Origin of the sequence: Streptomyces sp. NPDC007905 (assembly GCF_042959345.1) — a bacterium.
In the GTDB taxonomy this organism is placed as follows: domain Bacteria; phylum Actinomycetota; class Actinomycetes; order Streptomycetales; family Streptomycetaceae; genus Streptomyces.
Window position 1 is genome coordinate 285,376 of the sequence record NZ_JBIBKS010000004.1, and the last position, 22,115, is coordinate 307,490.

The window sequence follows — 22,115 nt, forward strand, 5'->3', positions numbered from 1 at the left end:
CCCTCACGGTCCTGAACGTGCTGAAAGATCACTGACGAGGGGCCGGACGTACCTCGGTCCGGCCGGACTTCTCACACCTCTCGATGCACGATGAACCGTCCCACGGCGAGCAACTCGTCGCGGGCGCGGGCGTCCAGACCGGCTCCGCGCAGCGCTGCCTCGCCCAGGGCCATCCGCCGGACCGCTTCGGCCTGGGCCCAGTCGCGGCCGCCGGCGGCCGCGATCAGGTCGGCCGCGCGGCGCAGTTCGGTCTCGTCCGGGTCGCCGGGCGCGGCCAGCCAGGTGGCCAGCTCGACGCCGAGCGTGCCGCCCTGGTTGAGCGCGTGGGCGACCGGGAGGGACTTCTTGCGGGCGCGCAGGTCGGAGTGGGCGGACTTGCCGGTGGTGGCCGGATCGCCCCAGATGCCGAGGACGTCGTCGGTGAGCTGGAAGGCGAGGCCGATCTGTTCGCCGTAGAGCGCGAGGGCGTCCACGGCGGAGCCGGGCGCCCCGGCCAGCAGGGCGCCGATCGCGGCGCTCGCCGACAGCAGGGCACCGGTCTTGTCCGCGGCCATCGCCAGGCATTCCTCGACCGTCACGTGCTGGCGCTGTTCGAAGGCCATGTCCTGGACCTGACCGTGGATCAGGCGGCGGGTGGTACGGGCGAGCAGGCCGGCCGCGGCCGCCGCGGTGGGCAGCCCGCAGTCGAGCAGCACCTCCTGGGCGAGGGCCAGCAGCGCGTCGCCGGTGAGGATCGCGCTGGAGGCACCCCACAGAGACCAGACGGTACGGCGGTGGCGGCGCTCCTCGTCGCCGTCCATCAGGTCGTCGTGCAGCAGGGAGAAGTTGTGCACCAGTTCGACGGCGACCGCCCCGGGCAGCGCGGCCTCGGGCGGCGCGCCCACCGCCTCGGCCGACAGCAGGGCCAGCGCGGGGCGCACGGCCTTGCCGCCGTCCGCCGCGATCGGCGCACCGGCGGCGGTGATCCAGCCGAGGTGGTAGGCGGCCTGGTGGCGGGTCTTGCGGTCGAGCAGGTCCAGGGCGGTGCGCAGCGCGGGCGTGGTGGCGTCCCGGCCGCGGTGCAGGCTCGCGGGGGTGACGGTCACGCCGCGGCCTCCGCTCGCCAGGGCTCCACCGGGTCGTCGAAGATGGCCACGACCTTGCGCAGGATGCGGCGGTCCGCCGGGTCGAAGGGCGTCTTCGCATGGATGGTGCCGAGCTGGTCCCACATGACGATGTCCCCGTGCTGCCAGGTGTGGGCGTAGGTCAGTCCGGGTGCGCCGGCGTGACCGCACAGGTCCTGGAGCAGCTCCTTGCTCGCGGTCGGGTCGAGTTCGAGGACGCGCTTGGTGTTGAGCGGATTGACGTAGACGGCGTGGCGGCCGGTGCGCGGGTTGCGGGCGATCAGCGGGTGGACGGTGGAGGTGCCGTCCTCGGGCAGGATCGTCGTGACGGCGGCCGGTCCGGTGCCGCCGTCGGGGCTCGCGATGGAGACCTCGCCCTGGTAGCTCTCCTCGATGGTCTCCTCGTAGCCGGAGCGCAGGGCGTGCCGGGCCCGGTAGGAGTGCAGCCGGCGGCGCAGCTGCTCGGGCAGGGAGTCGTACACCGCGTACATGTCGGTGAACAGGGTCTGCCCGCCGCCGGAGACGGGCAGTTCCACGGCCGCCAGGAAGCCGATCCGGGACACCCGCGGCCGGAAGGAGTAGTCGGTGTGCCAGTCCATCCAGCCGGCGTCGCCGACGCCGATCTTCCGGCCGTTCTCCACGATGTTTGAGATGATCAGGATCTCGTTGTGGTCGGGGCTGGCGCCGGTCGTGAGGCCCGTCCTGGGGATGTGCCCGAAGCGGCGCCCGAAGCCCAGCAGTTCGTCGTTCGTGGGGTCCCGGTGGCCGCGGAAGACCAGCACCAGATGCTGGTCGAGCGCGGCCCAGATCTGCTCGACGGCGGCGTCGTCGAGGTCCGGGGTGATGTCGGCGCCGTGCACGACGGCCCCGACGGAGGATCCTGGTATCGGCGAGACGTCCATGGCCTTGCGTCCCCCTTCGTCATTGCTTCGCCATTGCTGCGTCATTGCTGCGTCATTGCAGCGTGGTTCGTGCGTGGTGCTGCGCGGACGGGTGTGTCAGTCGCTCAGTTCGAGATGGGCGAGGTCACCGGCCTCGCGCCAGGTGCGCAGGACGTTCACGAACTCCACCGAGCCACCGCCGTAGCTGCCGTTGAGGACGTGCAGCTCGCTCGGGCGGCCCTCGTTGTTGTACAGGCCCGGGGTGCAGGACTCGGCGTAGTCGAGGTTGCGGTTCGCGAGCCGGAGGATCTCCTCGACCCACTCCTTCTCACCCGTGGCGGAAACCTCCACGACGTGCCGGCCCCGTTCCTGGACGGCCTTGAGGACGTAGGCCACGTGCCTGCTCTGCTCGCCCAGCATGTACGGCACGTTGACGTGCAGACCCGACTGGACCTTGGACAGGACGAAGCAGTTGGGGAAACGATTCACCATCAATCCGTGAAATGTCCGCGCCCCGTCCGCCCACTTGTCCGACAGTCGCAGCCCGTCCCGCCCGACGACCTCGTAACCGGCCCGGGCCGTGTACGGCACGGCGTACTCGGACTCGTAACCCGAGGCGAAGACCAGGCAGTCCACCGGGTACTCCCGGCCGGCCGCGACCACCGCGTGCGCGGTGAGCCGCTCGATGCCTCGCCCCTCGGTGTCCACCAGGGTGACGTCGGGCCGGTTGAAGGTCTCCAGGTAGTCGTCGTGGAAACACGGCCGCTTGCAGAACAGCCGGTAGTACGGCTTCAGCGCGGCCGCGGTGCCTCGGTCGTGGACGACGGCGTCGATACGGGCGCGCAACTCCTCCATCTTGAGGAAGTCGGCGCGCTCCATGGCGCCGGCCGCGTCCCCGGGGTTGGTCCCGGCGGACTTCGGGAGGATCGCCGCGAGCTTGGCCGTGATCTCCGTCCAGCCGTCCGCGACCAGGTCCTCCCCCTGCGGTACCCCGGAGGTCAGCGCGTGGAAGTTGTCCATGCGCCGCTGCTGCCAGCCCGGTTCGAGTCCCCGCACCCACTCCGGGTCGGTCGGCCGGTTGGCCCGCACGCCGACCGCGGGAGGGGTGCGCTGGAAGACGTACAGCTGCCCGGCCGCCTCGGCCAGGTGCGGGATCACCTGGACCGCCGTCGCACCCGTCCCGACGATCCCGACCCGCTTGTCCCGCAGGGCCGCGAGGCTGCCCGGAACTCCGTCGCCGGTGTAGCCGTAGTCCCAGCGGGCGGCGTGGAAGGAGTGTCCGCGGAAGGTCTCGAGGCCCTCCACGGCGGGCAGTTTGGGCCGGTGCAGGGAGCCGATCGCCATGCACACGTACCGGGCCCGGAAGTGATCGCCCCGGTCGGTGCGTACCAGCCAGTGCGAGGAGTCCTCGTCCCAGCGCAGTTCGGTGACCGAGGTCTGCAGGAGGGCGTCCCGGTAGAGGCCGTAGTGCCGGGCGAGGGCCCGGCAGTGCGCGAGGATCTCGGTGCCGGTCACGTACTTCTCCGTCGGCACGGTACCCAGCTCTTCGAGCAGCGGCAGGTAGATGTAGCTCTCGATGTCGCACCTGAGGCCGGGGAACCGGTTCCAGTACCACGTGCCGCCGACGTCACCGGCGGCGTCGATCAGGCGGATCCGCTCGAATCCGCCCGTCTCGCGCAGCCGCGCGCCCACCAGCAGGCCGCCGATGCCGGCGCCGACGACGGCGACGTCGACCTCGTCGGTGACGGGGTCCCGGTCGACCGGTTCGGCGTAGGGGTCGGCCGCGTAGCGGGACAACTCCCCGCGCGCGGGCCGGTAGACGCGGCCGCCGCCGGCCTCGAGGCGCTTGTCGCGTTCCTCGCGGTACTTCGTCCTCACCGTCTCGATGTCGACGGACTCTGACGCGTGGCCGGCGGGGGCGTCTGGTGCGAAGGGTTCCACAACGTCTCCTGTGTGGGGTGGACAGGTGAGGTCAGGTGGCGCCATACGTCGTCGAACTGGTCGCGCAGCCGGGTGGGCGCGTCGGTGTTGGTGAAGAGGTAGAAGCGGTCGGAGCCCAGCGCGTCCCACACGGTCTCGGCGACCAGGTCGGCGGTGACCGTCGTGTCGCCGGTCGCGTCGCGCGGCGCGGCGAGCCCGCGGACCATCGGGGTGTCGACCCGGCCGGGGCAGAGCACCGAGACCCGTACCGGGGTCCCGGCGAGGTCGGCCCGCAGGCTGCGGGCGACGGCCAGGTCGGCGTGCTTGGAGGCGGCGTAGGCCGCGCTGCCGCTACCCACGGCGAACGCCGCCATCGAGGCGGTGTGCACGAGGTGCGCGGGCCGCCCGCTCGCCAGCAGCCGCGGCACGAAGGCGCGGGCGACATGGACGTGCGCCCAGTGGTTCACCTCGAAGACCTCGCGCATCCGCGCCAGGGGCACGGCCCACAGCGGCGTCCCGACGGGGCCGACGACACCGGCGTTGTTGCAGACCACGTCGATCTCTCCGAGGGTGGCGTACGCCTTCTCGGCGAGGGCCGCGACCGCGTCGGGGTCGGTGAGGTCCACGGTCTCGGCATGGACGTTCCCGCCGCGCGCGGCGAGTTCGCCGGCCCTGCGGTGCAGGGCGTCGCCCTGGATGTCCGCCATGACCACCTTGACTCCGGACCGGGTGAGCCGGGCGGCGAGGGCGAGACCGATGCCGCTCGCCGCGCCGGTGACCACGGCCGTCCTGGGGTGTAAGTGCACGGGACTTGTCCGTTCCTCGCATCCTGGGGCGGGCGGGGGCACGGGCCGCATCGTCGCGACCCAGGGGTGTGCGGGGCGGGCGTGAGCCCGGGTTCCGGCGGCCTCCGCCCGGGGGAGGGCTGGGCGGAGGCCGCCGGTGGTTTCAGACGGGATCGGGCAGCTTCAGACTGACGGCGAAGATCGCCACCGAGAAGAGCGTCAGCAGGACGAGGACCAGCACCGCTGCCGAGGAGTGGCCCATCGAGTCGCCGAGGGCGAGGTAGATCGTGCCGCCCACGGTCGCGCCCAGGGCGGTGGCCGTCTGCTGGCTGGTGACCAGCACGCCGCTGCCCATGCCGGCCTGGGCCGGCGGGACGTCGGCGAGGATCATCCGGAACAGGGTGGGCCCGATCAGGGCCTGCCCGATACCGGTGAACGCCAGTACGGCCAGGACCAGGACGACCGGGACGTCCGGCCAGGTGATCCCGATCAGCAGCGCCATCAGCAGCAGTCCGGCGCCCTGGACGGCGGCCCCGAGCGTCACGATGCGCCGGCCGAGGGCCGCCGCGATCTTCGGGGTGAACAGCGCCACCACGAAGAAGGCGGAGGCGAACGGGGACAGCACCGCTCCCGAGCCCAGGCCGCCGAGGCCGAAGTCGTCCTGGGCGACCAGGGCGTAGACGAACATGAAACTGCCGAACCCGATCGAGAACGGCACCATCGCGAGCAACCCCCGGCGCATCCCGGAGCGGGACAGGACCGACGGAGGCAGCAGCGGCGAACCGCCTTGGGCCTCCAGCCGCCGCTCGACCCGGATCAGCGCCACCACCGCGGCGGCGGCGACCACGGGCAGCGCCCACAGCCACAGCGGCCAGCCCAGTGCCTGCCCCTCGACGATCACCAGCAGGACGCAGACCAGGGCCACCCCGAACAGCAGGGTGCCGGCCAGGTCGAAACCCGGCCTGCGCCCGGCCCTGGTGTCCGGCATGTTCCGCACGGCCAGCAGCGCGGCCACCCCGACCGGCACGTTGATCAGGAACACCGACCGCCAGCCGACCCCGGCGATGTCCAGTGAGACCAGCAGTCCGCCGAGGATCTGGCCGGCCACCGCCGCGAGTCCGGCGGTGGCGCCGTAGAGGCTGATGGCGCGGGCGCGGGCCTGGCCCTCGGTGGCCGCCTGGATCGTCGCGAGGACCTGGGGTACGAGCATGGCCGCTGCCGCGCCCTGCAGGAGCCGGGCCGCGATGAGGAACCCGACGTTCGGGGCCACCCCGCACAGCGCGGAGCTGAGGGTGAACGCGATCAGGCCCCACACGAAGAGCCGGCGTCTGCCGTAGGCGTCGCCCAGGCGCCCGCCGAGTACCAGGCCGAGCGCGTAGGCGATGCCGTAGCCGGACACCACCAGCTCCAGTGCGGTCTCGCCGCCGTTCAGGTCGTGGCCGATCGTGGTCAGCGCCACGTTGACGATGAAGAAGTCGACGATGGACAGGGCGAATCCGGTGAGCACCACGACCAGGCCGGTCGTGGACAACCCCGCCGGTGTCGGGGCGTCCTGCGGGGACGGCGGCTCCTGAGTGCCGGGAGCGCCGGTGGGGGGTGCTTCGCGATGAGTCATCTATTCAACCGAGCTGGGGGTTCCGGTGATCTTGGACATGATTCCCTTGGAGGGGTCCTTCGCCGAGTCCGTCCACGGCGTCAGCGCGTTGAAGCCGCGCTCCGACGCGGCCGGCTGGACGCGGGTGTCCATCGACATCCGCATGACGGGCGGGGACGACAGGTTGGGGACCGACTTGTGGCAGGTGTAGGCGTGCATGAACAGCACGTCGCCCGGCTCCATCGCGGAGTGCAGCAGGGTCTCGTCCTCGCCCATCTGCTCGGCGGGTATGCCGCGCACCGGGTGGCCGAACCTGCGGAAGGACTCGTGGACGACGTGCTCGCGCAGACCGCGCCGGTGGCTGCCGTCCGCCAGCGCGACTCCGCCGGACTCCTTGGTGGTCGCGATGAGCGGTATCCACACGGGGCGGAAGTCCTTGTTGGGGCCGATGTAGAAGCCGTCCTGGTGGAACGGCGTCAGGTGGGCGAACGACGGCTTCTCGGCGCCCGCGGCCGACGGGTAGTAGCGGATCGTGGTGGAACGGAAGACGAAGACGGGCTCGCCGAAGACCTGCTCGAACACCTTCAGGGTCGAGGGGTGGTTCCAGAAGTCGTCGTACTTGACGTACTTGTGCATCGCCACCTCGTCGACCTCCTCGAAGGAGTCGATGGTGACGTCGTCCAGTGTCGCCTTCGGGTCCGCCGCGCCCAGCGCGATCAGTCCCTCCAGCATCTGCTCCGCGGTGGTCCGGACGAGGTCGCGGTCGAGGACGCCGCGCAGATACAGGTAGCCGTGCTCCTCGAAGAAGCCGTCGAGCGCCTCCCGGTCGTCGAGCAGAGGCGTGCAGTCCGTGTAGTCGCCGGTCACGTACGTCATGGGTTCCCGTCCTTGTGACATGGTCCGAGTGACATGGGCCGTAGGGGCGTGTGACGTGTCCCGCCCGGCACGTGGGCGGGCCGACGGCCGCGGTGGCGTCGGTGGGGGCGGCCCGGATGCACGGGGACGGGCCGCCGGCGCGTCGGAGCGTCGGCCGCCGCAGGTGGGCGGGCGGCCGAGGAACTCGGAGGTGAGCGGGGAGGGGAGCCGGGCCGGACGGTGCGTCAGAGGGTGGCGCCGACCAGCAGGGCGAGGTCGATGAGACGGTTCGAGTAACCCCATTCGTTGTCGTACCAGCCGACGACCTTGACCTGCGCGTCGGTCACGCGGGTGAGTCCGGCGTCGAAGATGCAGGAGGCGGGGTCGCCCACGATGTCGGTGCTGACGAGGGGCGCCTCGGTGTACGACAGCAGTCCCTTGTAGGCGCCGGCCGCGGCGGCCGCGTACGCCTCCTTGACCTCCTCGACGGAGGTGCGCCGGCTCGGGGTCACCGTCAGGTCGGTGACCGAGCCGGTGGGCACCGGCACCCGCAGGGCGAAGGCGTCGAGCCGCCCGGCCAGTTCGGGCAGCACCAGGCCGATGGCCTTGGCGGCCCCGCTGGAGGTCGGCACGATGTTCAGACCCGCGGCGCGCGCCCGGCGCAGGTCCTTGTGGGGGGCGTCCTGGAGGTTCTGGTCCTGGGTATAGGCGTGGACGGTGGTCATCATGCCCGCGTCGATGCCCACGCTCTCGTGCAGCACCTTGGCGAGCACCGCGAGGCAGTTGGTGGTGCAGGAGGCGTTGGAGATGATCGTGTGCCGCTCCGGGTCGTAGGCGTCCTCGTTGACACCGAGCACGACCGTGAGGTCCTCACCGCTGGCCGGGGCCGCGATGACGACCTTCTTCGCACCGCCCTCGACATGGGCGCGGGCGCGGGCGGCGTCGGTGAAGATACCGGTGGACTCGATCACGATGTCCACGCCGAGATCGCCCCAGGGCAGGGCGCCCGGGTCGCGCTCGGCGAGCACCTTGATCGTCCGGCTGCCCACGCGGATCGCACCCGGCTCAGCGGCGATCTCCTCGGGGAACCGGCCCAGGATCGAGTCGTAGGCCAGCAGGTGGGCCATCGTGTTGACGTCACCGAGGTCGTTGACGGCGACGATCTCCAACTCCGAGCCACGCGCGGCCACCGCGCGGAAGACGTTGCGGCCGATACGCCCGAAACCGTTGATACCGATGCGCACAGTCATTGATGTGTCCCTCACCTTGCGCTTCTGGGGTGGTTGACGCGCCGTTGCGCCGAGGTGCGATGCCGGACCACACATCACCGCGGGGCGGGGACGTGGTGCATCACGACCTTATATAAGCATGCGATACATTTCCAGGGTGACCTCTCCTCAGAACCGCAGCCACGAAGCCGACTTGGACGTCGATGACCTCACCCGGGCAATCGAGAACTTCAACCGCTTCTACATCCGGCTCGCCTCCGTGCAGAAGTTGTCGTTCACGACGCTGTCGGTGCTGGACACGCTGGCCTTCCGCGGCCCCACGCGACTGACCGACCTGGTCCGCACGGAGCAGTTGAGCCAGCCGGGGATCACCCAGTTGGTGACCCGGCTCGAACGGGACGGGCTCGTCGAGCGCCGCCCCGACCCGACCGACGGCCGTGCCGTCCTCGTGCACATCACCGAGGAGGGCCGGAAGATCGGCCGCGCCCGGCACGAGGACCGGGCCCGCCATCTGGCGCCCCTGATGGGTGAGTTGACACCCGAGGAACGGCGGACCATCGCCTCGGCCGTCCCGGTCCTCACCCGCCTCGCCGAACTCGGCGTGCGTGCACGGCAGTAGGCGCTTCGCGCGCCGAATCCGCCGACGCCCCGGCGTGTGCACGACTTTGCCGACTCGGCGTTCGGACCCGGCGGCAGACCGCGTCGCGCACCGATCCGCCGGCCGCACCCGGCAGTACGCGCACGGTCTCCCGACCGCGGTACGCACCTACGGCAACGGACCGCGACACGCCCCGACCCCTCCGGTGACGGCGGTACTTGTACGACCCCGCGGCGACGCCCGGAGCAGTGCTCAGCCCTCCGGGTCCCGCGGCCTCGCATCCACCTCGCGCAGCGCCTCCTCGCGCGCGGCGGACCGCGCCTCGGTCCGGTGGCCGCGCTCGATGTAGTCCCGGACGACCAGTTCCACGGCGTCCTGCGGATTGCTCACCCCCGCGAGCGCCATGACCTCCACGACGAGCTGGGCGTCGAGTGAGACAGTCACCTTGGCCATGGCCGGACGCTAGCATCGAAAGCCCCCGCGCCGATATTGGTCCACCCACCGCGCGCAAGGAACGCGCCACCCCGATGCCCCGCCGCGTGCACAACGGCGCCCCGCGGTGGTGGGGCTCGATCTCCTCGCCGCTGTTCGCGCGGTCGCGGCAGCCGGGCAGGGCGCGCCAGAAGGTCACGACATCGGACAACACCCTTGGCTTGTTCAGGAGTTCGCGACGGGACCGGGCGGCAGGTGGACCGTCATGACCAGGGGGCAGGTCTCGGTGCCCGAGCCGCGGTATGCGTTCCGCCGTGCACTGCCTGAGCCCGGCACAGCCCCTGGCCACCGCCTGAGCCCCCCTTCTCCGCGATATCCGTTCGCCATGAGCAGGCGGGCGTCCTAGTGTCGGCCCATGGGCAAGCCTCTCGTAGCCGTCCTCAGTGGCGCAGGTATCTCCACCGACTCCGGGATCCCCGACTACCGCGGGCCCAACGGGCTGTGGCGCAAGGATCCCGAGGCCGAGAAGCTCGTGACGTACGAGTACTACATGGGTGATCCGGAGATCCGCCGGCGGTCGTGGCAGATGCGGCGGAAGAACAGGACGCTGATGGCCGAGCCGAACGCCGCGCACCTGGCCGTGGCCGAGCTGGAGCGATCCGGGGTGCCCGTACGGGTGATCACCCAGAACGTGGACGGGCTGCACCAGCTCGCGGGCATGCCCGCCCGCAAGGTGCTCGAACTGCACGGCAGCGCGCGGAGTGTGGTGTGCACCAAGTGCCACCGCCGGGGGTCGATGGCGGACGCCCTCGCCCGGGTGGAGGCCGGCGAAGACGATCCGCCGTGCCTGGAGTGCGGCGGCATCCTCAAGTCCGCCACCGTGATGTTCGGCGAACGTCTCGACCCCATGGTGCTCGCCGAGGCCGTGGCCATCACCAAGGCCTGCCAGGTGTTCATCGCCGTCGGCACCAGCCTCCAGGTGCAGCCCGCCGCCGGGCTCGCGGGTGTCGCCGCCGACCACGGCGCACGGCTCGTCATCGTCAACGCCGAGCCCACGCCGTACGACGAGATCGCCGACGAGCTCGTCCGGGAACCGATCGGCACCGCCCTGCCCCAACTGCTGCGCACCCTGAGCGACCGCGGCGACGGCCAGAACCACCTGCCATGATCGACCGACCGTTCGAGGCATGGTGCAAGGCGGGGAACGCGCTGCGCTGGTGAACGACCCCTACCACCCCGACGACGACCGCGGTTGCCTGCGCCTGGTACTCGCCGTACCACTCACCCTGCTCACCCTGATCACCGCGTACTTCTGCTGGACGGTACTGACCATTCAGCCGTCCGGGCCCTGGGACGAACACGCGTACGCGGGCATCGTTCTGTCATGCGTCCTCACCGTCGCAGCCGCCGGCGCGGCGATCGGGCTGTGGCTGCTTCCGTCGGTACGACGGGTCATGCGGTGGTGGTGGATGGGGCCGGCCCTGCTGCTGGGACTGGTCGCGGGGGCGTGCTGGGTCATGGGTGGCTGAGCCCATCCGCGGACGCCGCCTCAGAACAGGGCCGTGCCCCGCTCGAAGTCGAGCAGTCGCCGCTTGCGGTCGAGGCCGCCGCCGTAGCCGGTGAGGCCGCCGCCCGCGCCGATGACACGGTGGCAGGGCACGATGATGCCGATCGGGTTCCTGCCGTTGGCGAGGCCGACCGCGCGGGAGGCGTTGGGTTTGCCCAGGGCGGCGGCGAGTTCGCCGTAGGAGCGGGTCTCGCCGTACGGGATGCGGGTCAGCTGGTCCCAGACGCTGCGCTGGAACGGAGTGCCGTCCATGCGGAGTTGGAGGCTGAACCGCGTCAGCTCGCCCGCGAAGTACGCCGACAGCTGTTCCCCGGCCTCGGCGAAGGGGGTGTCGTCGGGCGTGCCGAAGGTCTCCTCCGGCGGGCGGTGGCGTTGATCGGTCATGTACAGGCCGCACAGGACGCCGTCGTCGGCGACGAGGGTGAGGGGACCGTAGGGGCTGTCGATGACGGTGTACTGCTTCATCGAGGAGATCCTTACGCGGGAAGGAGGTTGATCGGGTGGCTGTCGGTCGCCCACAGGTACTGCACGGCGTACGCACGCCAGGGGCGCCAGGACTCGGCGCGGGCGGTGAGCGCGGCCGGGGTGGCGGGCAGGCCCAGCTCCTGGGCGGCACGCCGGACGCCGAGGTCGGTGGGGAGGAAGGCGTCGGGGTCGCCGAGGGCGCGCATGGCGATGACGTCGACCGTCCACGGCCCGAAGCCGGGCAGCTCCAGCAGGTGGGCGCGGGTCTCGGTCCAGTCGGCCTCGACGCCCAGCTGGAGGCGGCCGTCGGCGAGTTGACCGGCCAGGGTGGTGAGGGTGGTGCGCCGGGTGCGGGGCATGGCCAGGGTCTCGGGGTCCACGGCGGCCAGCGCCTCGGGTGACGGGAACAGGTGGGTGAGCCCGCCCTCGGGGTCGTCCAGGGGCTTGCCGTGGGCGACGACCAGGCGGCCCGCGTGGGTGCGGGCGGCGGCCGTGGAGACCTGTTGCCCGAGCACGGCCCGGACGGCGAACTCGGCCTCGTCGACCGTGCGCGGCACCCGGCGGCCCGGCGCCCGGTCCACCAGCGGCGCGAGCACCGGGTCCGTGCGCAGCCGGTCGTCGACGGCGACCGGGTCGGCGTCCAGGTCGAGCATGCGGCGGCAGCGGCTGATCGCCACGGTCAGGTCGCGCAGATCGCTGAGGGTGAGACGGCAGGCGATGTGGTCGGGGCGGGGGGTGAGGGACACGATCCCGTGGCCGTACGGCAGGCGCAGCGTGCGCCGGTAGGCGCCGTCGCGCCACTCCTCCACGCCCGGTACGGCCGTGGCGGCGAGGTGACCGAAGAGGTTGTCGGGGTTGAGCGGGGCGCGGAACGGCAACCGCAGGACGAGCGTCCCCGGGGTGCCCGCGGCGCTGTACCTCGGCACCTTGGCGCGCAGCTCGCTCGGTGACAGGGCGAAGACCTCGCGGACGGTGTCGTTGAAGGTGCGGATGGAGGAGAAGCCGGCCGCGAAGGCGATCTCCGCCATGGGCAGGGGGGTCGTCTCGACCAGCAGCCGCGCGGTCTGGGCGCGCTGGGCGCGGGCCAGCGCGAGGGGTCCGGCGCCCAGTTCGGCGAGCAGTTGCCGCTCCACCTGCCGGGTGCTGTAGCCGAGCCGGGCGGCGAGGCCGGGCACGCCCTCGCGGTCCACGACGCCGTCGGCGATGAGCCGCATGGCGCGGGCCACCAGGTCGGCCCGCTGGTTCCACTCCGGGGAGCCGGGGCTGGTGTCGGGACGGCAGCGCTTGCAGGCCCGGAACCCGGCCTGCTGGCAGGCGGCGGCGCTCGGGTAGAAGGTCATGTTCTCCGGCTTGGGCGGCACGACCGGGCAGCTGGGCCGGCAGTAGATACGGGTGGTCAGGACGGCCGTGAAGAACCACCCGTCGAACCGGGCGTCCTTGGACTGCACGGCGCGCACGCAGTGCTCCCGGTCGAAGTGCGTCCCTGTCTGCATGTGTCCAGGATCGACCACCGCGAGGGCCGACCGCTGGCGAGAATCCGACATCTACCTCGTGGTGACCAGGACCTTGGGCGCTCGCCCTTTTGCGCTGGCTACGATGCCGCCATGGGCCACGGAGCCGTCAACCCCGCGTCCGGCGGTGCCGATGCGCGCCCGGAGGGCAGGTCCCCGGCTCGGATGTGGCCGCTGTACGCCGCCGGGTTCACCACCGCGTTCGGCGCGCACGGTGTCGCCGCGAGTCTCGGCGCGCGGTCCGCCGACGCGGTCACCTCGCTGCTGGTGCTGGGCGGCCTGCTCGCGCTGTACGACGGTGCCGAAGTGCTCCTGAAGCCGGTGTTCGGGACGCTGGCCGACCGGGTGGGGGCGCGCCCGGTGCTGCTGGGCGGCCTGGCCGCGTTCGCCGTCGCCTCCGCGCTGTACGCCGTCGCGGGCGGCCCGGGCCTGCTGTGGGCGGCCCGCCTGGGCCAGGGTGCGGCGGCCTCCGCGTTCTCCCCCGCCGCCTCGGCGCTGGTGGCCCGGCTCAACCCGGGGGCGCGGCACGGACGGGTGTTCGGGAGTTACGGCTTCTGCAAGTCCCTGGGCTACACGCTCGGTCCGCTGCTCGGCGGGCTGCTGGTGTGGGCGGGCGGGCTGCGGCTGCTGTTCGCTGTGCTGGCGGCGCTGGCCACTGTGGTCGCGGCCTGGGCGGCGGCCGCCGTCCCGCGGGTGCCGCCGCTCCCCCGGCGCCGGCAGACCCTGCTGGACCTCGGGCGGCGGCTGGCCGACCCGGCCTTCCTGGTGCCGACGGCCGCACTGGCGGGAGCGACGGCCGCGCTGTCGGCCGGGGTGGGGTTCCTCCCCGTGTCGGGGGCGGCGGCGGGTCTCGGCACGGTCGCCACGGGGGCGGCGGTCTCCGTGCTCGCCGCCTGTGGGACGGTCGTCCAGCCGCGCGCCGGGCGGGCCCTGGACGCGGGCCTTCTCGGTATCCGCGCCGGCCTCACCTGCGGTCTGCTGCTCGCGGCCGCGGGGCTGGCCGCGGCGATGCTGCCCGGCCTGACCGGCGTCCTCCTGGCCGCGGCCCTGATCGGCACCGGAACCGGCCTGATCACCCCGCTGGGCTTCGCGGCCCTGGCCTCGGCCACCCCTGCCGAGCGGCTCGGCCAGACCATGGGCGCGGCGGAACTGGGCCGCGAACTGGGCGATGCGGGAGGGCCGTTGCTCGTGGCGGTGGTCGCCTCGGCGGCGACCCTGACCTACGGGTACGGCGCGCTGGCCGCGCTGCTGGCGGCGGGCCCGGTCGTCGTGGCGGCCAGGGCCCTCAGGGGCAGGCGTAGGTGAAGCTTCCCTTCGCCTCCATCGGGGCCCGCTGGTGCGCGATCCTGAGGCGGGCGGTCCCCCGGAAGCGGCCCGGACCTCGGACGGTCCAGCGCAGGTGCACCCGGACCCGGCGCTCAACGCGGTGGGCGGTGCGGACCAGCTCGCCAGAGTCCCCGCCGTACGCCGGAACGGCGTGGTCGGCGTGGTCGGTGTGGTCGGCCGTGATGTCGTGATGCGCCAGCGCGTGCGCCGCGCTGCCGAAGAACAGGGACGACTTGGACAGCCGTGGGTCGAGAGCGGCCGATCCCCCGTGGGTGCCGGACTCGATGCGGAGGGAGCGTAGTCCGGCGACCTGTGCCGGCGTCAGACCGAGTCTTCGCGCCACCTCCTCGGTGTCGCCGTCGAGTTCGGTCCGGAAGTCCGGGTCCACGGCCAGGCGGGTCAGGGCAGCGCGATAGGCGTCGTCGGTCGTGGTCGGGTCTCCGTCGGTCTGCGGGCACTGATGCCGATCGCGGCGGAGCCGGGGATCCCCCTGGCCGGCGGCAACTGCCCTTTCCGGCCGTCCCCGCCGATACCTGCTGGAGACCTCGGAGACCTCATAGGGCTCAGGCACCACCAGCGCAAGAGCAACGAGCAGGGCCGCACGGTGCCCCGGCCGCCCGGCCGCGCCGCATACCCACCGATCGGATCCGGCCACCGGCCCGTCGACGGGTGACCGACCCGTCGGACGACGCGCCACCGACGTGCCCCGCAGCGGGCGGTGGCACATCAGCCCTGTCGGTGTCCCCGGCGGAAGCCTGCGATCCACTCCGAGGTGGCCCGCAGGCCGCCGAAGGTGTAGAAGTGCACCTTCAGCTCGCCGTGCCGCGCCGGGTCGTACTCCCGTGCGAGCGTGTGCAGGAAGCGATCGGGGCCGGCCGTACCCATGAGGTTGGTCAGCGAGAAGCCGTACTTACGGGCTATGGAGGCGCTGGTGCCGACGCCGAAGCGGGTGGCGTAGGTCACCAGCCGGCGCACGCCGGCCGGGCCGGGGACGCCGATGCGGATCGGCAGCCGGACGCCCCGGGCGCGGACGGCCTCCACCCAGCGGAGCACCGCGTCGGCGTCGAAGCCGAACTGGGTGATGACGTCGCCTGCCAGCCGGTCGGCCCCGAGGGCCGCCGCCTTGGCGGTGAGCGCCGACCACAGCGAGTGGTCGGTGATCTCGGGGTGGCCCTCCGGATAGCCGCTGATGCCGACGTGCCGCACCCCGTGGCGCTGGAGCAGCCCGGTGCGGATGACGGCGAGGGCATCCGCGTACGGGCCCTCTGGGCGTGCGGGGTCGCCGCCGACGACGAAGACGTTCTCGGCGGTGCCGTCGGCCGCCAGGCCGGTCAGGAACTCCTCCAGGTGCCGCCGGGAGGGCAGGCGGCGGGCGGAGATGTGCGGGACGGACAGGAAGCCGAGCCGTTTGACCGCACGGGCGGCGGTCAGCCGCATGCCGAGGTCCTCGCCCGCGAGGAAGGTGACGTTGATCCGTGTGCCCCGCGGAATGCTGTCGCGCGCCTCCTCCAGCTTCGGCACGTCCTTGCCGGTCATCTCCAGGGAGAAGTCGTCCAGCAGCGCGGTGCCCGCCGCCGGCGGGGCGGTGGGGGCGGAATGCATCGTGCTCCTTGTGCGGCTTCCTGCGACCGCGTACGGCCTCGGTCCTGATCCGGCCCGATGATGTCACGGGTGCGGTGGGCGCCGGGGAGCAGGGGGAGCGTCCGGCCCGGGTACGGGGAGACCGGCCGCTAGGCGTGGGTCCCGGGTGCGGTGGCGGGTGTGTCGGGGGTCGCCGTGCGGCCCGGTGTCCGCGGGAGGAGCGCCGCCGCGGCGAGGCCGCCGAGCCCGATCACCGCCAGCGTGATCATCGCGGTGGCGTAGGCGCCCTTGGTGAGCCCGGCCGCCGAGCAGGGCGTAGGGATGGAGCAGGTCCCCTAGAGCGCCGACGTACTCGCCGTGCTGGTCGATCTTCACGCCGCGCACGATGTTTCCGAAGGCCCCCCCACAGAAGGGCAGGCTGCCCCGCACCACCCGGGCGACCCTGGTCAGGCGGTGCCGGTCGGAGGGTGCCGGGGAGTCGATGGGTGCCATGAAGTCGGCGACCTCGCCGACCCCGCCGGCCCCATGAACCGGGTGACCAGGATGGCCGTGTCGGACAGGTACAGCTGCCGGACCGACATGCCGTTACCGTCCGGGGCCTCCGCCGCCAATGCGGCAGTGGCCGCCTCGCTCACTGTCCAGGAACGAGGCGAAGACACTGGGCGAGTCGAAACGGGGGGGTGCACCACCAGTCGACGGTCCCGGCGGACGACACCAGGGCCGCCGTCTGGAGGTCGCCCACCATTCCGTGCTCCGCGATGGGCGGATACCGGTCCATGAGATCTCCGCTACGGGCTCACGGCCGAGTCGTCCCGCCGGACCACGCACAGGGCCCAGATGATGAAGCCGGACACCGTGATCATCACGACCGACCAGACCGGGTAGTACGGCAGGGACAGGAAGTTGGCGATGATGACGAGCGCGGCGATGGCCACGCCGGCGACACGTGCCCACATCGCCGGCTGGAACAGGCCGAAGCTGACGATCGTCGCGATCACGCCCAGGGCCAGATGGATCCAGCCCCAGCTGGTGAGGTCGAACTTGAACACGTAGTTCGGGGTCGTGACGAAGACGTCGTCCTGGGCGATCGCCATGATGCCCCGGAATATGGACAGCAGCCCGGTGATCAGGAGCATGACGCCCGCGAAGGCCGTCAGGCCGAAGGCCCATTGCTGGGTGGCGGACTCTGCCTGGGTGCGTGTGCGGTTCGGCGCGCTCATGCGGATACCTCGATTCGTTCTCGTGGGTCGTGGTCAGGGCGCGGGCGTGGTGGGCGTGGTGGGCGCGGTGGCGGAGCGCTGCGCCTGCCCGGCGCCGCTGAGGATCAGCTCCTTCGCCCTGCGGAACTCGTCGTCGGTGATGTCGCCGCGGGCCCGGATCTCGGAAAGCTTGGCCAGTTCGTCGACGCTGCTGGTCGGGGCGCCCCTCGCGGCCTCCCGGACGTAGGAGTCGAAGGCCTCCTGCTGCGAGCGTGCCTGCGCTATCTCCCGCTTCCCCATGTCCCGACCGCGTGCGATCACGTAGACGAGGACGCCCAGGAAGGGCACCACGAGCACGAAGATCAACCAGCCGGCCTTGGCCCAGCCGCCCATGTCGTCATCGCGGAAGATGTCGACGATGACACGGAACAGCAGGATGAACCACAGGATCCACAGGAAGAACCACAGCATCGTCCAGAAGGCGCTCAGCAGCGGATAGTCGTACGCGAGGTAGATCTGCGTGCTCATTTCTCTCCTTCGTTCCGTGGCTGCGGCCCGTCGGTTTCGTCAGACCGGTCTCTGCCGTTTTCAGCGTGCACACGGCGAGGAAGGGACGTCCTCACCCGAGGCGGGTGATCGTGGGGCCGCCGGCTCAGAACGGTGGGACGGACGCGTCCGGGGGCGTGCCGCTCCGGCGCAGCGCGGCCCGCCACGCGAAGGCGAGCGCCAGCTCCACCAGGCCCAGCAGCACGAGCCAGAGACCGAGCAGGCGGGTCAGCGCCCGTGCCGACTCGGTGGGCAGGGCCAGCACCACGATCCCGGCGACGATGCCGAGCAGCGCGGCGCCCACGACGACACCGCGGTGCGGGAGGTTCTCGGCCGTGATCGCCGTGTAGAGGGTGAGAATGCCGGACACCAGCCAGGTGAGCCCGACGATCAGCGACAGCGCGGCGACGGTCTGCATCGGGTGGCGCAGGCAGAGTACTCCGGCGAGCACGAACAGCACCCCGATCAGCAGTGCGGGGAGCCGTTCGCCGTGTCCTTCCCGGCCGAAGGCCGTGACGAAACGGAACGCGCCGGCCAGCAGCAGGTAGAGGCCGATGACGACGGCCAGGACGTGCAGCGTCTCGTCCGGCCAGACGAGGATCAGCACACCGGGTACGAGCGTCACGATCGCCGACCCCAGGATCCAGGTCCAGGACCGGGCGACTACCGTCATGGCGTCCGTGGTGCCGGTGGCCGGCCCGGGGGGCGGGTGCGGCGGTCCGGGCGGTGCCGGACCACGCGACTCGGTCATGGCTTCTCCTCGCGTGATCGAAAACGGGTCGCCTCCGGACCGCCGGCGGGGGCGGTTTGCGCGAACCCCTCACCGGGACAGGGTCGCGCGCCGGGCCGGTGCGCCGGGTCACCCACCGCGGGTGATCCCTCCGCACGGCCGGGGCGGTGGGGTGGCTGCACGGGCGGACCGGCCCGCGGCCCTCCGGGAGCCGGATTCCGCGGCGGCCGGCGGGCCGCCGGATCAGGAGGGTGCATCATGACCGCGCGGAGTGCCGTCACCGTCTCATCATCACCGGCCGACCGAGCCGCCTACGGCAGGAACGCCCGTGCGCGGGCCCCGCGTTCGGGTCAGGGCGTGTTCGAGGCCGCGCCGGACCGTCCGGACGTGATCGATGTGCTGGAGCGCCAGTCGGCCACCCGGCTGCCCGAGTCGGTGCCGATCCGCTACGGCCGCATGCTCGAATCGCCGTTCCGCTTCTACCGTGGCGCGGCCGCGGTCATGGCGACGGACCTGGGGTCGCTGCCCGACACCGGGCTCCGGGTGCAGTTGTGCGGGGACGCCCATCTGCTGAACTTCCGGCTGCTGGCCTCGCCGGAGCGGCATCCGGTCTTCGACATCAACGACTTCGCCGAGACGTTTCCGGGGCCGTTCGAGCCCTAACCCTGCGGTTCCTCACCCAACAGGTGCTGCCTGAGGAGCTCGTGCTCGCCGGGCAGGCTCCACCACTCCCCCCACGGACCTGGTGCGACCCGCTTGAAACAGACCTGCAGGCCCTTCCCGGACAGCTCGGCATGGAGCAAGTGGGCGCAACCGATCACCTCGTCGTTCTCTCCGTCAATCTCCACCTTCACCTTGCCCGAGGAGGCCACGGCGGTCATGCTGCACACGGGCCTGCCGTCGTCTTCCAGAACGATGTGTTTGCGCGGGATCCGGGAAGTCGCTTCCGACAGTCGCACCGCACGATCCTGCCGTGCCGTCCCGATCAAGTCCGCAAGCTCCTTCAGGAGTCCCGGCCCCGTCTTGTCGCCGACTTCGGGCATGTCGAAGGCAACGCGCACGGTCAGCACGGCGGCGGTTTCGGTCGTCGCCGGCTGTTCCGGAGGCAGCGCGCCCGCTGGTCCCGGCTGCGCGGTCTCCGCGAGGCGAGGCCGTGTGAACACCCGTTGCCTGACATAGGCCTTGCCGTCCGCCGAGTAGCCGGGCACCGTGACGAAGTCGGCGAGCCCCTCCGCGTCGCAGCCGGCGTGCGGTTGCTGGCGCTCCGGGTCCAGCGGTTCGCCGAGGTCCAGGGTGAAGTCCCAGTCGATCGTGTGGCCGGTCGCGTCGGCCGCGAGCCGGATCTCGCGGGTCAGTTCGCAGGCCCTGTGCAGCTTGTCGGGTGGGATCCGCAGGCCGCATTCCAGAAGCTGCTGGGCGACGGTCTCCGCGTCGGGAGAGGGCCCCTCCTCGGGGAACAGCAGCCGTGCGATGCGCCCGATGACATCGGCCTCCTTCCGTGGCCCCTCGATCTCCGCCGTGCGGACGGCGATGTCCAGGAGCACCTGGTCGGCAAGGGTGTTCAGCTTCGTACGGATGTCCTGGTGATCGAGGTACTCCGCAGGGATCAGCCGCCGTTGCTGTGTCCTGGCCTTGCTCAGGGCGTCCAGCCGTATGTCGTGCTCGTCCACCCGCCGGTCCTGGGCCTCGAGCCGGGTATCGACGTACTCACGGAGCCGCCGGTTCTCCTCTACGAGCTGTTTCAGCTCCTCCTTCACCATGTCCCACGCGGATCCGAGCACGAACTTCTGCAAGGAGGACAACAACAGCTCTTCCACCCTCCCTGCTTCCTCCCTGGAGGACTGGTTCCGCCGCCCGCCATCGTTGTGATGGGCCGTCATGTCCATGGTTCCGCCCCCTAGTAGTTGCTGTCGAAGCGCAATATGGCGTCCAATTCGGCTCCGGTATGGGTGTTCACCGCACGGGCAGTGATCTCCGAGCCACCGAAGCCCAACCGGATCTCCACCCGGCGCTGGTCGAACGGGAGTGACATGGCCGTTCCCAACTCCACGCTCAGGGTGCCGATCTGCTCACAGCCCTCGTCGTCGATGTAACGCGGGTCGGGGGTGAGCGTGCGGAAGAACCTGAAGGTGATCGAGTCCTGGTCGAGTCGGAGCGGGCAGAACGGCGACGGTCCGCTCGTGCTGCCGGTGTCGACGGTGTCGCCGATCTGCACGAAGCGGTGGAACCGGTCGTTGCACATCACCCGCCCTCCGTGTCCCTCCAGGCGTTTCTCCACCGGATCCCGGCCGGTCTCGAACGGGAGGGCGATGTTGCAGCCGTAGGTGTAGCGGCTGCGCCGCGAGATGATGAGCTCGGGGTCGTAGCCGAGCAGGACCGCGCCGCGCAAGACCGCCGCCACGGCGCTGGTGGTACGTACGAGGGTCACCTTGTCCTCGAAATGGGACAGCAGGCGCTGGCGCAGGTACTGGGCGCCCGAGAGCCCGCCGACCAGGAGCACCTGCTCGGGGCCGTCCGGTGCCCCGTCCCGGTCCCGCATCACAGCGAGTTGCTGATCGACGAGTTCGACGAGGTCCCTCAGCACGCCGTCGAAGAGTCTACGGACCTCCACGGTGCTGACGACGATGCGCGACTCCGACCCCCCCGGGCGTGCGGCCAGGTCCTTGCGGATGTCGTCGGTGAGGAGTTCGTCCACGTCGCGTGGGAGGGTCACGTACACCGGCTGGTCGATGGTGAGTTCACCGTCGGGGCCCCGGGTGGCGCTCACGGAGATCTTTCCGCTCTCCCAGATCTGCATGATCTCCAGAAGGGCGTCCGGGCGCTCGCGGCGGATGCGGTCCACGACCTGCCGGCCGCCGAGCCGGTCGGTGAGGATGTCGTCGACGAAGGCCTGGTTGATGTACTCGGAACCGAGTTTGCCGCCGGACACCTTGCCGATCTCGACGAGCCGGCGGCGGTCGGCGTCCGTGGTGCCCACCACCCGGTAGGCCGTGATGTCGACGGTGCCGCCGCCGCAGTCGACGACCATGAAGCGGCTGCCTGCCCGGGTGATCTCGGCGGTGGCCTCCTCGCCCCGGGCGGCGATCACTCTGGCGAGATGGATCTGGCAGTACAGTGCGGCGGCCTCCGGTTCCCGGGCGAGGATGAGGCGGTCGTGGTCGGCGGGCATGCCCGCCTCCACCGCCGCATCACGCATGAGCTGTTTCTCGGAGTCGTCCCAGATCGCGGGGATGGTCACACACCACCGGATCTGACGCTCGAGGTACCCGCTGCCCTCGACCTCCTCCCGGACGATCGCGTACATGCGGCGCAGATAGCCGACGACGAGAGGGTAGGCCTTGGCGGGTGTGTCGATGGTGGTGCCCGCGATCCCGAGCACCGGAGCGCCGGCGATGCCGCCGGGTTTCAGGGCCATCTTGAAACCGTGGGCATAGGTATGGTCCGCGTGCCTGCCGGCGCGGGCCAGGGCCGTCCACTCCAGCAGCGCGCGGTGGCCCCAGGCGGTGGGTTCGCCGGAGGGGCCGAGGAGCACGGTGGTCAGGTCCTTGGGGTAGTAGCCACCTCTGCTTCCGTCCCACTGCTCCTGGATCTGTGTGTGCCGGTCCAGCCCCCGTGGGCCGGGACCGTGTTCGTCTCCCACTTCGGCCCAGGCGTAACCCGTGCCGTGCGTACCGAAGTCGATGGCAGCCACGATGGGATACGGACTGATCATCGTCCCCTCCTCCGATGGTCGAGGCGCGGTGGCCGGGCCGCCGCCAGGGCCTGTCTTCCGGATCCTGCCGCGGTCGCTTCG

General features: G+C 71.6%; 21 protein-coding genes and 3 pseudogenes. 5 read left to right on the forward strand and 19 right to left on the reverse strand.

The window, feature by feature from the left end:
* Positions 1-71: 71 nt before the first annotated feature.
* From ACFZDC_RS09995 to gap, 7 genes are all read right to left on the reverse strand, one after another.
* A complete protein-coding gene (locus tag ACFZDC_RS09995) occupies positions 72-1,085 on the reverse strand; it encodes a polyprenyl synthetase family protein (RefSeq protein WP_391322021.1) in 1,014 nt (337 codons plus the stop codon).
* Positions 1,082-2,005: a neopentalenolactone/pentalenolactone F synthase gene (gene ptlD, locus ACFZDC_RS10000; RefSeq protein WP_391322023.1), complete on the reverse strand. Its 924-nt coding sequence runs from the start codon at positions 2,003-2,005 to the stop codon at positions 1,082-1,084. The genes ACFZDC_RS09995 and ptlD overlap by 4 nt, the downstream gene beginning before the upstream one ends.
* Before the next feature lie 96 nt (positions 2,006-2,101).
* Complete coding sequence (gene ptlE / locus ACFZDC_RS10005; RefSeq protein ID WP_391322024.1) at positions 2,102-3,862, reverse strand: neopentalenolactone/pentalenolactone D synthase; 1,761 nt, start codon at positions 3,860-3,862, stop codon at positions 2,102-2,104.
* Entirely contained in the window at positions 3,859-4,710 is an 852-nt protein-coding gene (gene ptlF, locus ACFZDC_RS10010; protein ID WP_391322025.1) for a 1-deoxy-11-beta-hydroxypentalenate dehydrogenase, read from the reverse strand. Before ptlF ends, ptlE begins: the two co-directional genes overlap by 4 nt.
* Before the next feature lie 142 nt (positions 4,711-4,852).
* Complete coding sequence (locus ACFZDC_RS10015; protein WP_391322027.1) at positions 4,853-6,304, reverse strand: MFS transporter; 1,452 nt, start codon at positions 6,302-6,304, stop codon at positions 4,853-4,855.
* Positions 6,305-7,159 carry a 1-deoxypentalenic acid 11-beta-hydroxylase gene (ptlH, locus tag ACFZDC_RS10020; protein WP_391322029.1) on the reverse strand — a complete coding sequence of 285 codons (855 nt, stop codon included), beginning with the start codon at positions 7,157-7,159 and terminating at the stop codon, positions 6,305-6,307. It lies immediately after the preceding gene.
* A 224-nt stretch (positions 7,160-7,383) separates the two neighbouring features.
* Complete coding sequence (gap, locus tag ACFZDC_RS10025) at positions 7,384-8,388, reverse strand: type I glyceraldehyde-3-phosphate dehydrogenase (RefSeq protein ID WP_391322031.1); 1,005 nt, start codon at positions 8,386-8,388, stop codon at positions 7,384-7,386.
* Between the two features lie 136 nt (positions 8,389-8,524).
* On the opposite strand from gap, the gene ACFZDC_RS10030 reads away from it, so the two are divergent.
* Positions 8,525-8,986: a MarR family transcriptional regulator gene (locus ACFZDC_RS10030; RefSeq protein WP_391322033.1), complete on the forward strand. Its 462-nt coding sequence runs from the start codon at positions 8,525-8,527 to the stop codon at positions 8,984-8,986.
* A gap of 231 nt (positions 8,987-9,217) precedes the next feature.
* Here ACFZDC_RS10030 and ACFZDC_RS10035 read toward each other — a convergent pair whose 3' ends face one another.
* Complete coding sequence (locus ACFZDC_RS10035; RefSeq protein ID WP_391322035.1) at positions 9,218-9,418, reverse strand: type II toxin-antitoxin system VapB family antitoxin; 201 nt, start codon at positions 9,416-9,418, stop codon at positions 9,218-9,220.
* Positions 9,419-9,812: 394 nt separating this feature from the next.
* On the opposite strand from ACFZDC_RS10035, the gene ACFZDC_RS10040 reads away from it, so the two are divergent.
* Complete coding sequence (locus ACFZDC_RS10040; RefSeq protein ID WP_391322037.1) at positions 9,813-10,565, forward strand: Sir2 family NAD-dependent protein deacetylase; 753 nt, start codon at positions 9,813-9,815, stop codon at positions 10,563-10,565.
* A gap of 19 nt (positions 10,566-10,584) precedes the next feature.
* Positions 10,585-10,926, forward strand: a complete 342-nt coding sequence (locus ACFZDC_RS10045; RefSeq protein WP_391322038.1) for a hypothetical protein — start codon at positions 10,585-10,587, stop codon at positions 10,924-10,926.
* A gap of 20 nt (positions 10,927-10,946) precedes the next feature.
* Here ACFZDC_RS10045 and ACFZDC_RS10050 read toward each other — a convergent pair whose 3' ends face one another.
* Both ACFZDC_RS10050 and ACFZDC_RS10055 read right to left on the reverse strand, forming a co-directional pair.
* Complete coding sequence (locus tag ACFZDC_RS10050; RefSeq protein ID WP_391322040.1) at positions 10,947-11,429, reverse strand: methylated-DNA--[protein]-cysteine S-methyltransferase; 483 nt, start codon at positions 11,427-11,429, stop codon at positions 10,947-10,949.
* 11 nt (positions 11,430-11,440) lie between these two features.
* Positions 11,441-12,922: an AlkA N-terminal domain-containing protein gene (locus ACFZDC_RS10055; RefSeq protein ID WP_391322042.1), complete on the reverse strand. Its 1,482-nt coding sequence runs from the start codon at positions 12,920-12,922 to the stop codon at positions 11,441-11,443.
* Positions 12,923-13,105: 183 nt separating this feature from the next.
* Here ACFZDC_RS10055 and ACFZDC_RS10060 point away from each other — a divergent pair, with 183 nt between their 5' ends.
* On the forward strand, positions 13,106-14,245 hold the full coding sequence (locus tag ACFZDC_RS10060) for an MFS transporter (RefSeq protein ID WP_391322203.1): 1,140 nt from the start codon (positions 13,106-13,108) through the stop codon (positions 14,243-14,245).
* Here ACFZDC_RS10060 and ACFZDC_RS10065 read toward each other — a convergent pair.
* From ACFZDC_RS10065 to ACFZDC_RS10095, 7 genes and pseudogenes are all read right to left on the reverse strand, one after another.
* Positions 14,226-14,837, reverse strand: a complete 612-nt coding sequence (locus ACFZDC_RS10065; protein WP_391322044.1) for a hypothetical protein — start codon at positions 14,835-14,837, stop codon at positions 14,226-14,228. The two genes, ACFZDC_RS10060 and ACFZDC_RS10065, sit on opposite strands and share 20 nt — an antisense overlap.
* Before the next feature lie 155 nt (positions 14,838-14,992).
* Complete coding sequence (locus ACFZDC_RS10070; RefSeq protein WP_391322046.1) at positions 14,993-15,868, reverse strand: methylenetetrahydrofolate reductase; 876 nt, start codon at positions 15,866-15,868, stop codon at positions 14,993-14,995.
* 279 nt (positions 15,869-16,147) lie between these two features.
* Positions 16,148-16,265, reverse strand: a pseudogene (locus ACFZDC_RS10075) (cytochrome d ubiquinol oxidase subunit II); the annotation flags it as partial.
* Positions 16,256-16,625: pseudogene (locus ACFZDC_RS10080) on the reverse strand (trehalase-like domain-containing protein); the annotation flags it as partial. The pseudogenes ACFZDC_RS10080 and ACFZDC_RS10075, both read right to left, overlap by 10 nt.
* A gap of 10 nt (positions 16,626-16,635) precedes the next feature.
* Positions 16,636-17,067, reverse strand: a complete 432-nt coding sequence (locus ACFZDC_RS10085; protein ID WP_391322048.1) for a hypothetical protein — start codon at positions 17,065-17,067, stop codon at positions 16,636-16,638.
* A 33-nt stretch (positions 17,068-17,100) separates the two neighbouring features.
* Positions 17,101-17,574 carry a PLDc N-terminal domain-containing protein gene (locus tag ACFZDC_RS10090; RefSeq protein WP_391322050.1) on the reverse strand — a complete coding sequence of 158 codons (474 nt, stop codon included), beginning with the start codon at positions 17,572-17,574 and terminating at the stop codon, positions 17,101-17,103.
* Positions 17,575-17,698: 124 nt separating this feature from the next.
* Entirely contained in the window at positions 17,699-18,343 is a 645-nt protein-coding gene (locus tag ACFZDC_RS10095) for a DUF308 domain-containing protein (protein ID WP_391322052.1), read from the reverse strand.
* Positions 18,344-18,580: 237 nt separating this feature from the next.
* On the opposite strand from ACFZDC_RS10095, the pseudogene ACFZDC_RS10100 reads away from it, so the two are divergent.
* Positions 18,581-18,979: pseudogene (locus ACFZDC_RS10100) on the forward strand (DUF2252 family protein); the annotation flags it as partial.
* 2 nt (positions 18,980-18,981) lie between these two features.
* Here ACFZDC_RS10100 and ACFZDC_RS10105 read toward each other — a convergent pair.
* Both ACFZDC_RS10105 and ACFZDC_RS10110 read right to left on the reverse strand, forming a co-directional pair.
* Positions 18,982-20,139 (reverse strand): hypothetical protein, encoded by a 1,158-nt coding sequence (locus ACFZDC_RS10105; protein WP_391322054.1) that lies wholly within the window; start codon positions 20,137-20,139, stop codon positions 18,982-18,984.
* An 80-nt stretch (positions 20,140-20,219) separates the two neighbouring features.
* Positions 20,220-22,034: an Hsp70 family protein gene (locus tag ACFZDC_RS10110; protein WP_391322056.1), complete on the reverse strand. Its 1,815-nt coding sequence runs from the start codon at positions 22,032-22,034 to the stop codon at positions 20,220-20,222.
* Between the last annotated feature and the right edge of the window lie 81 nt (positions 22,035-22,115).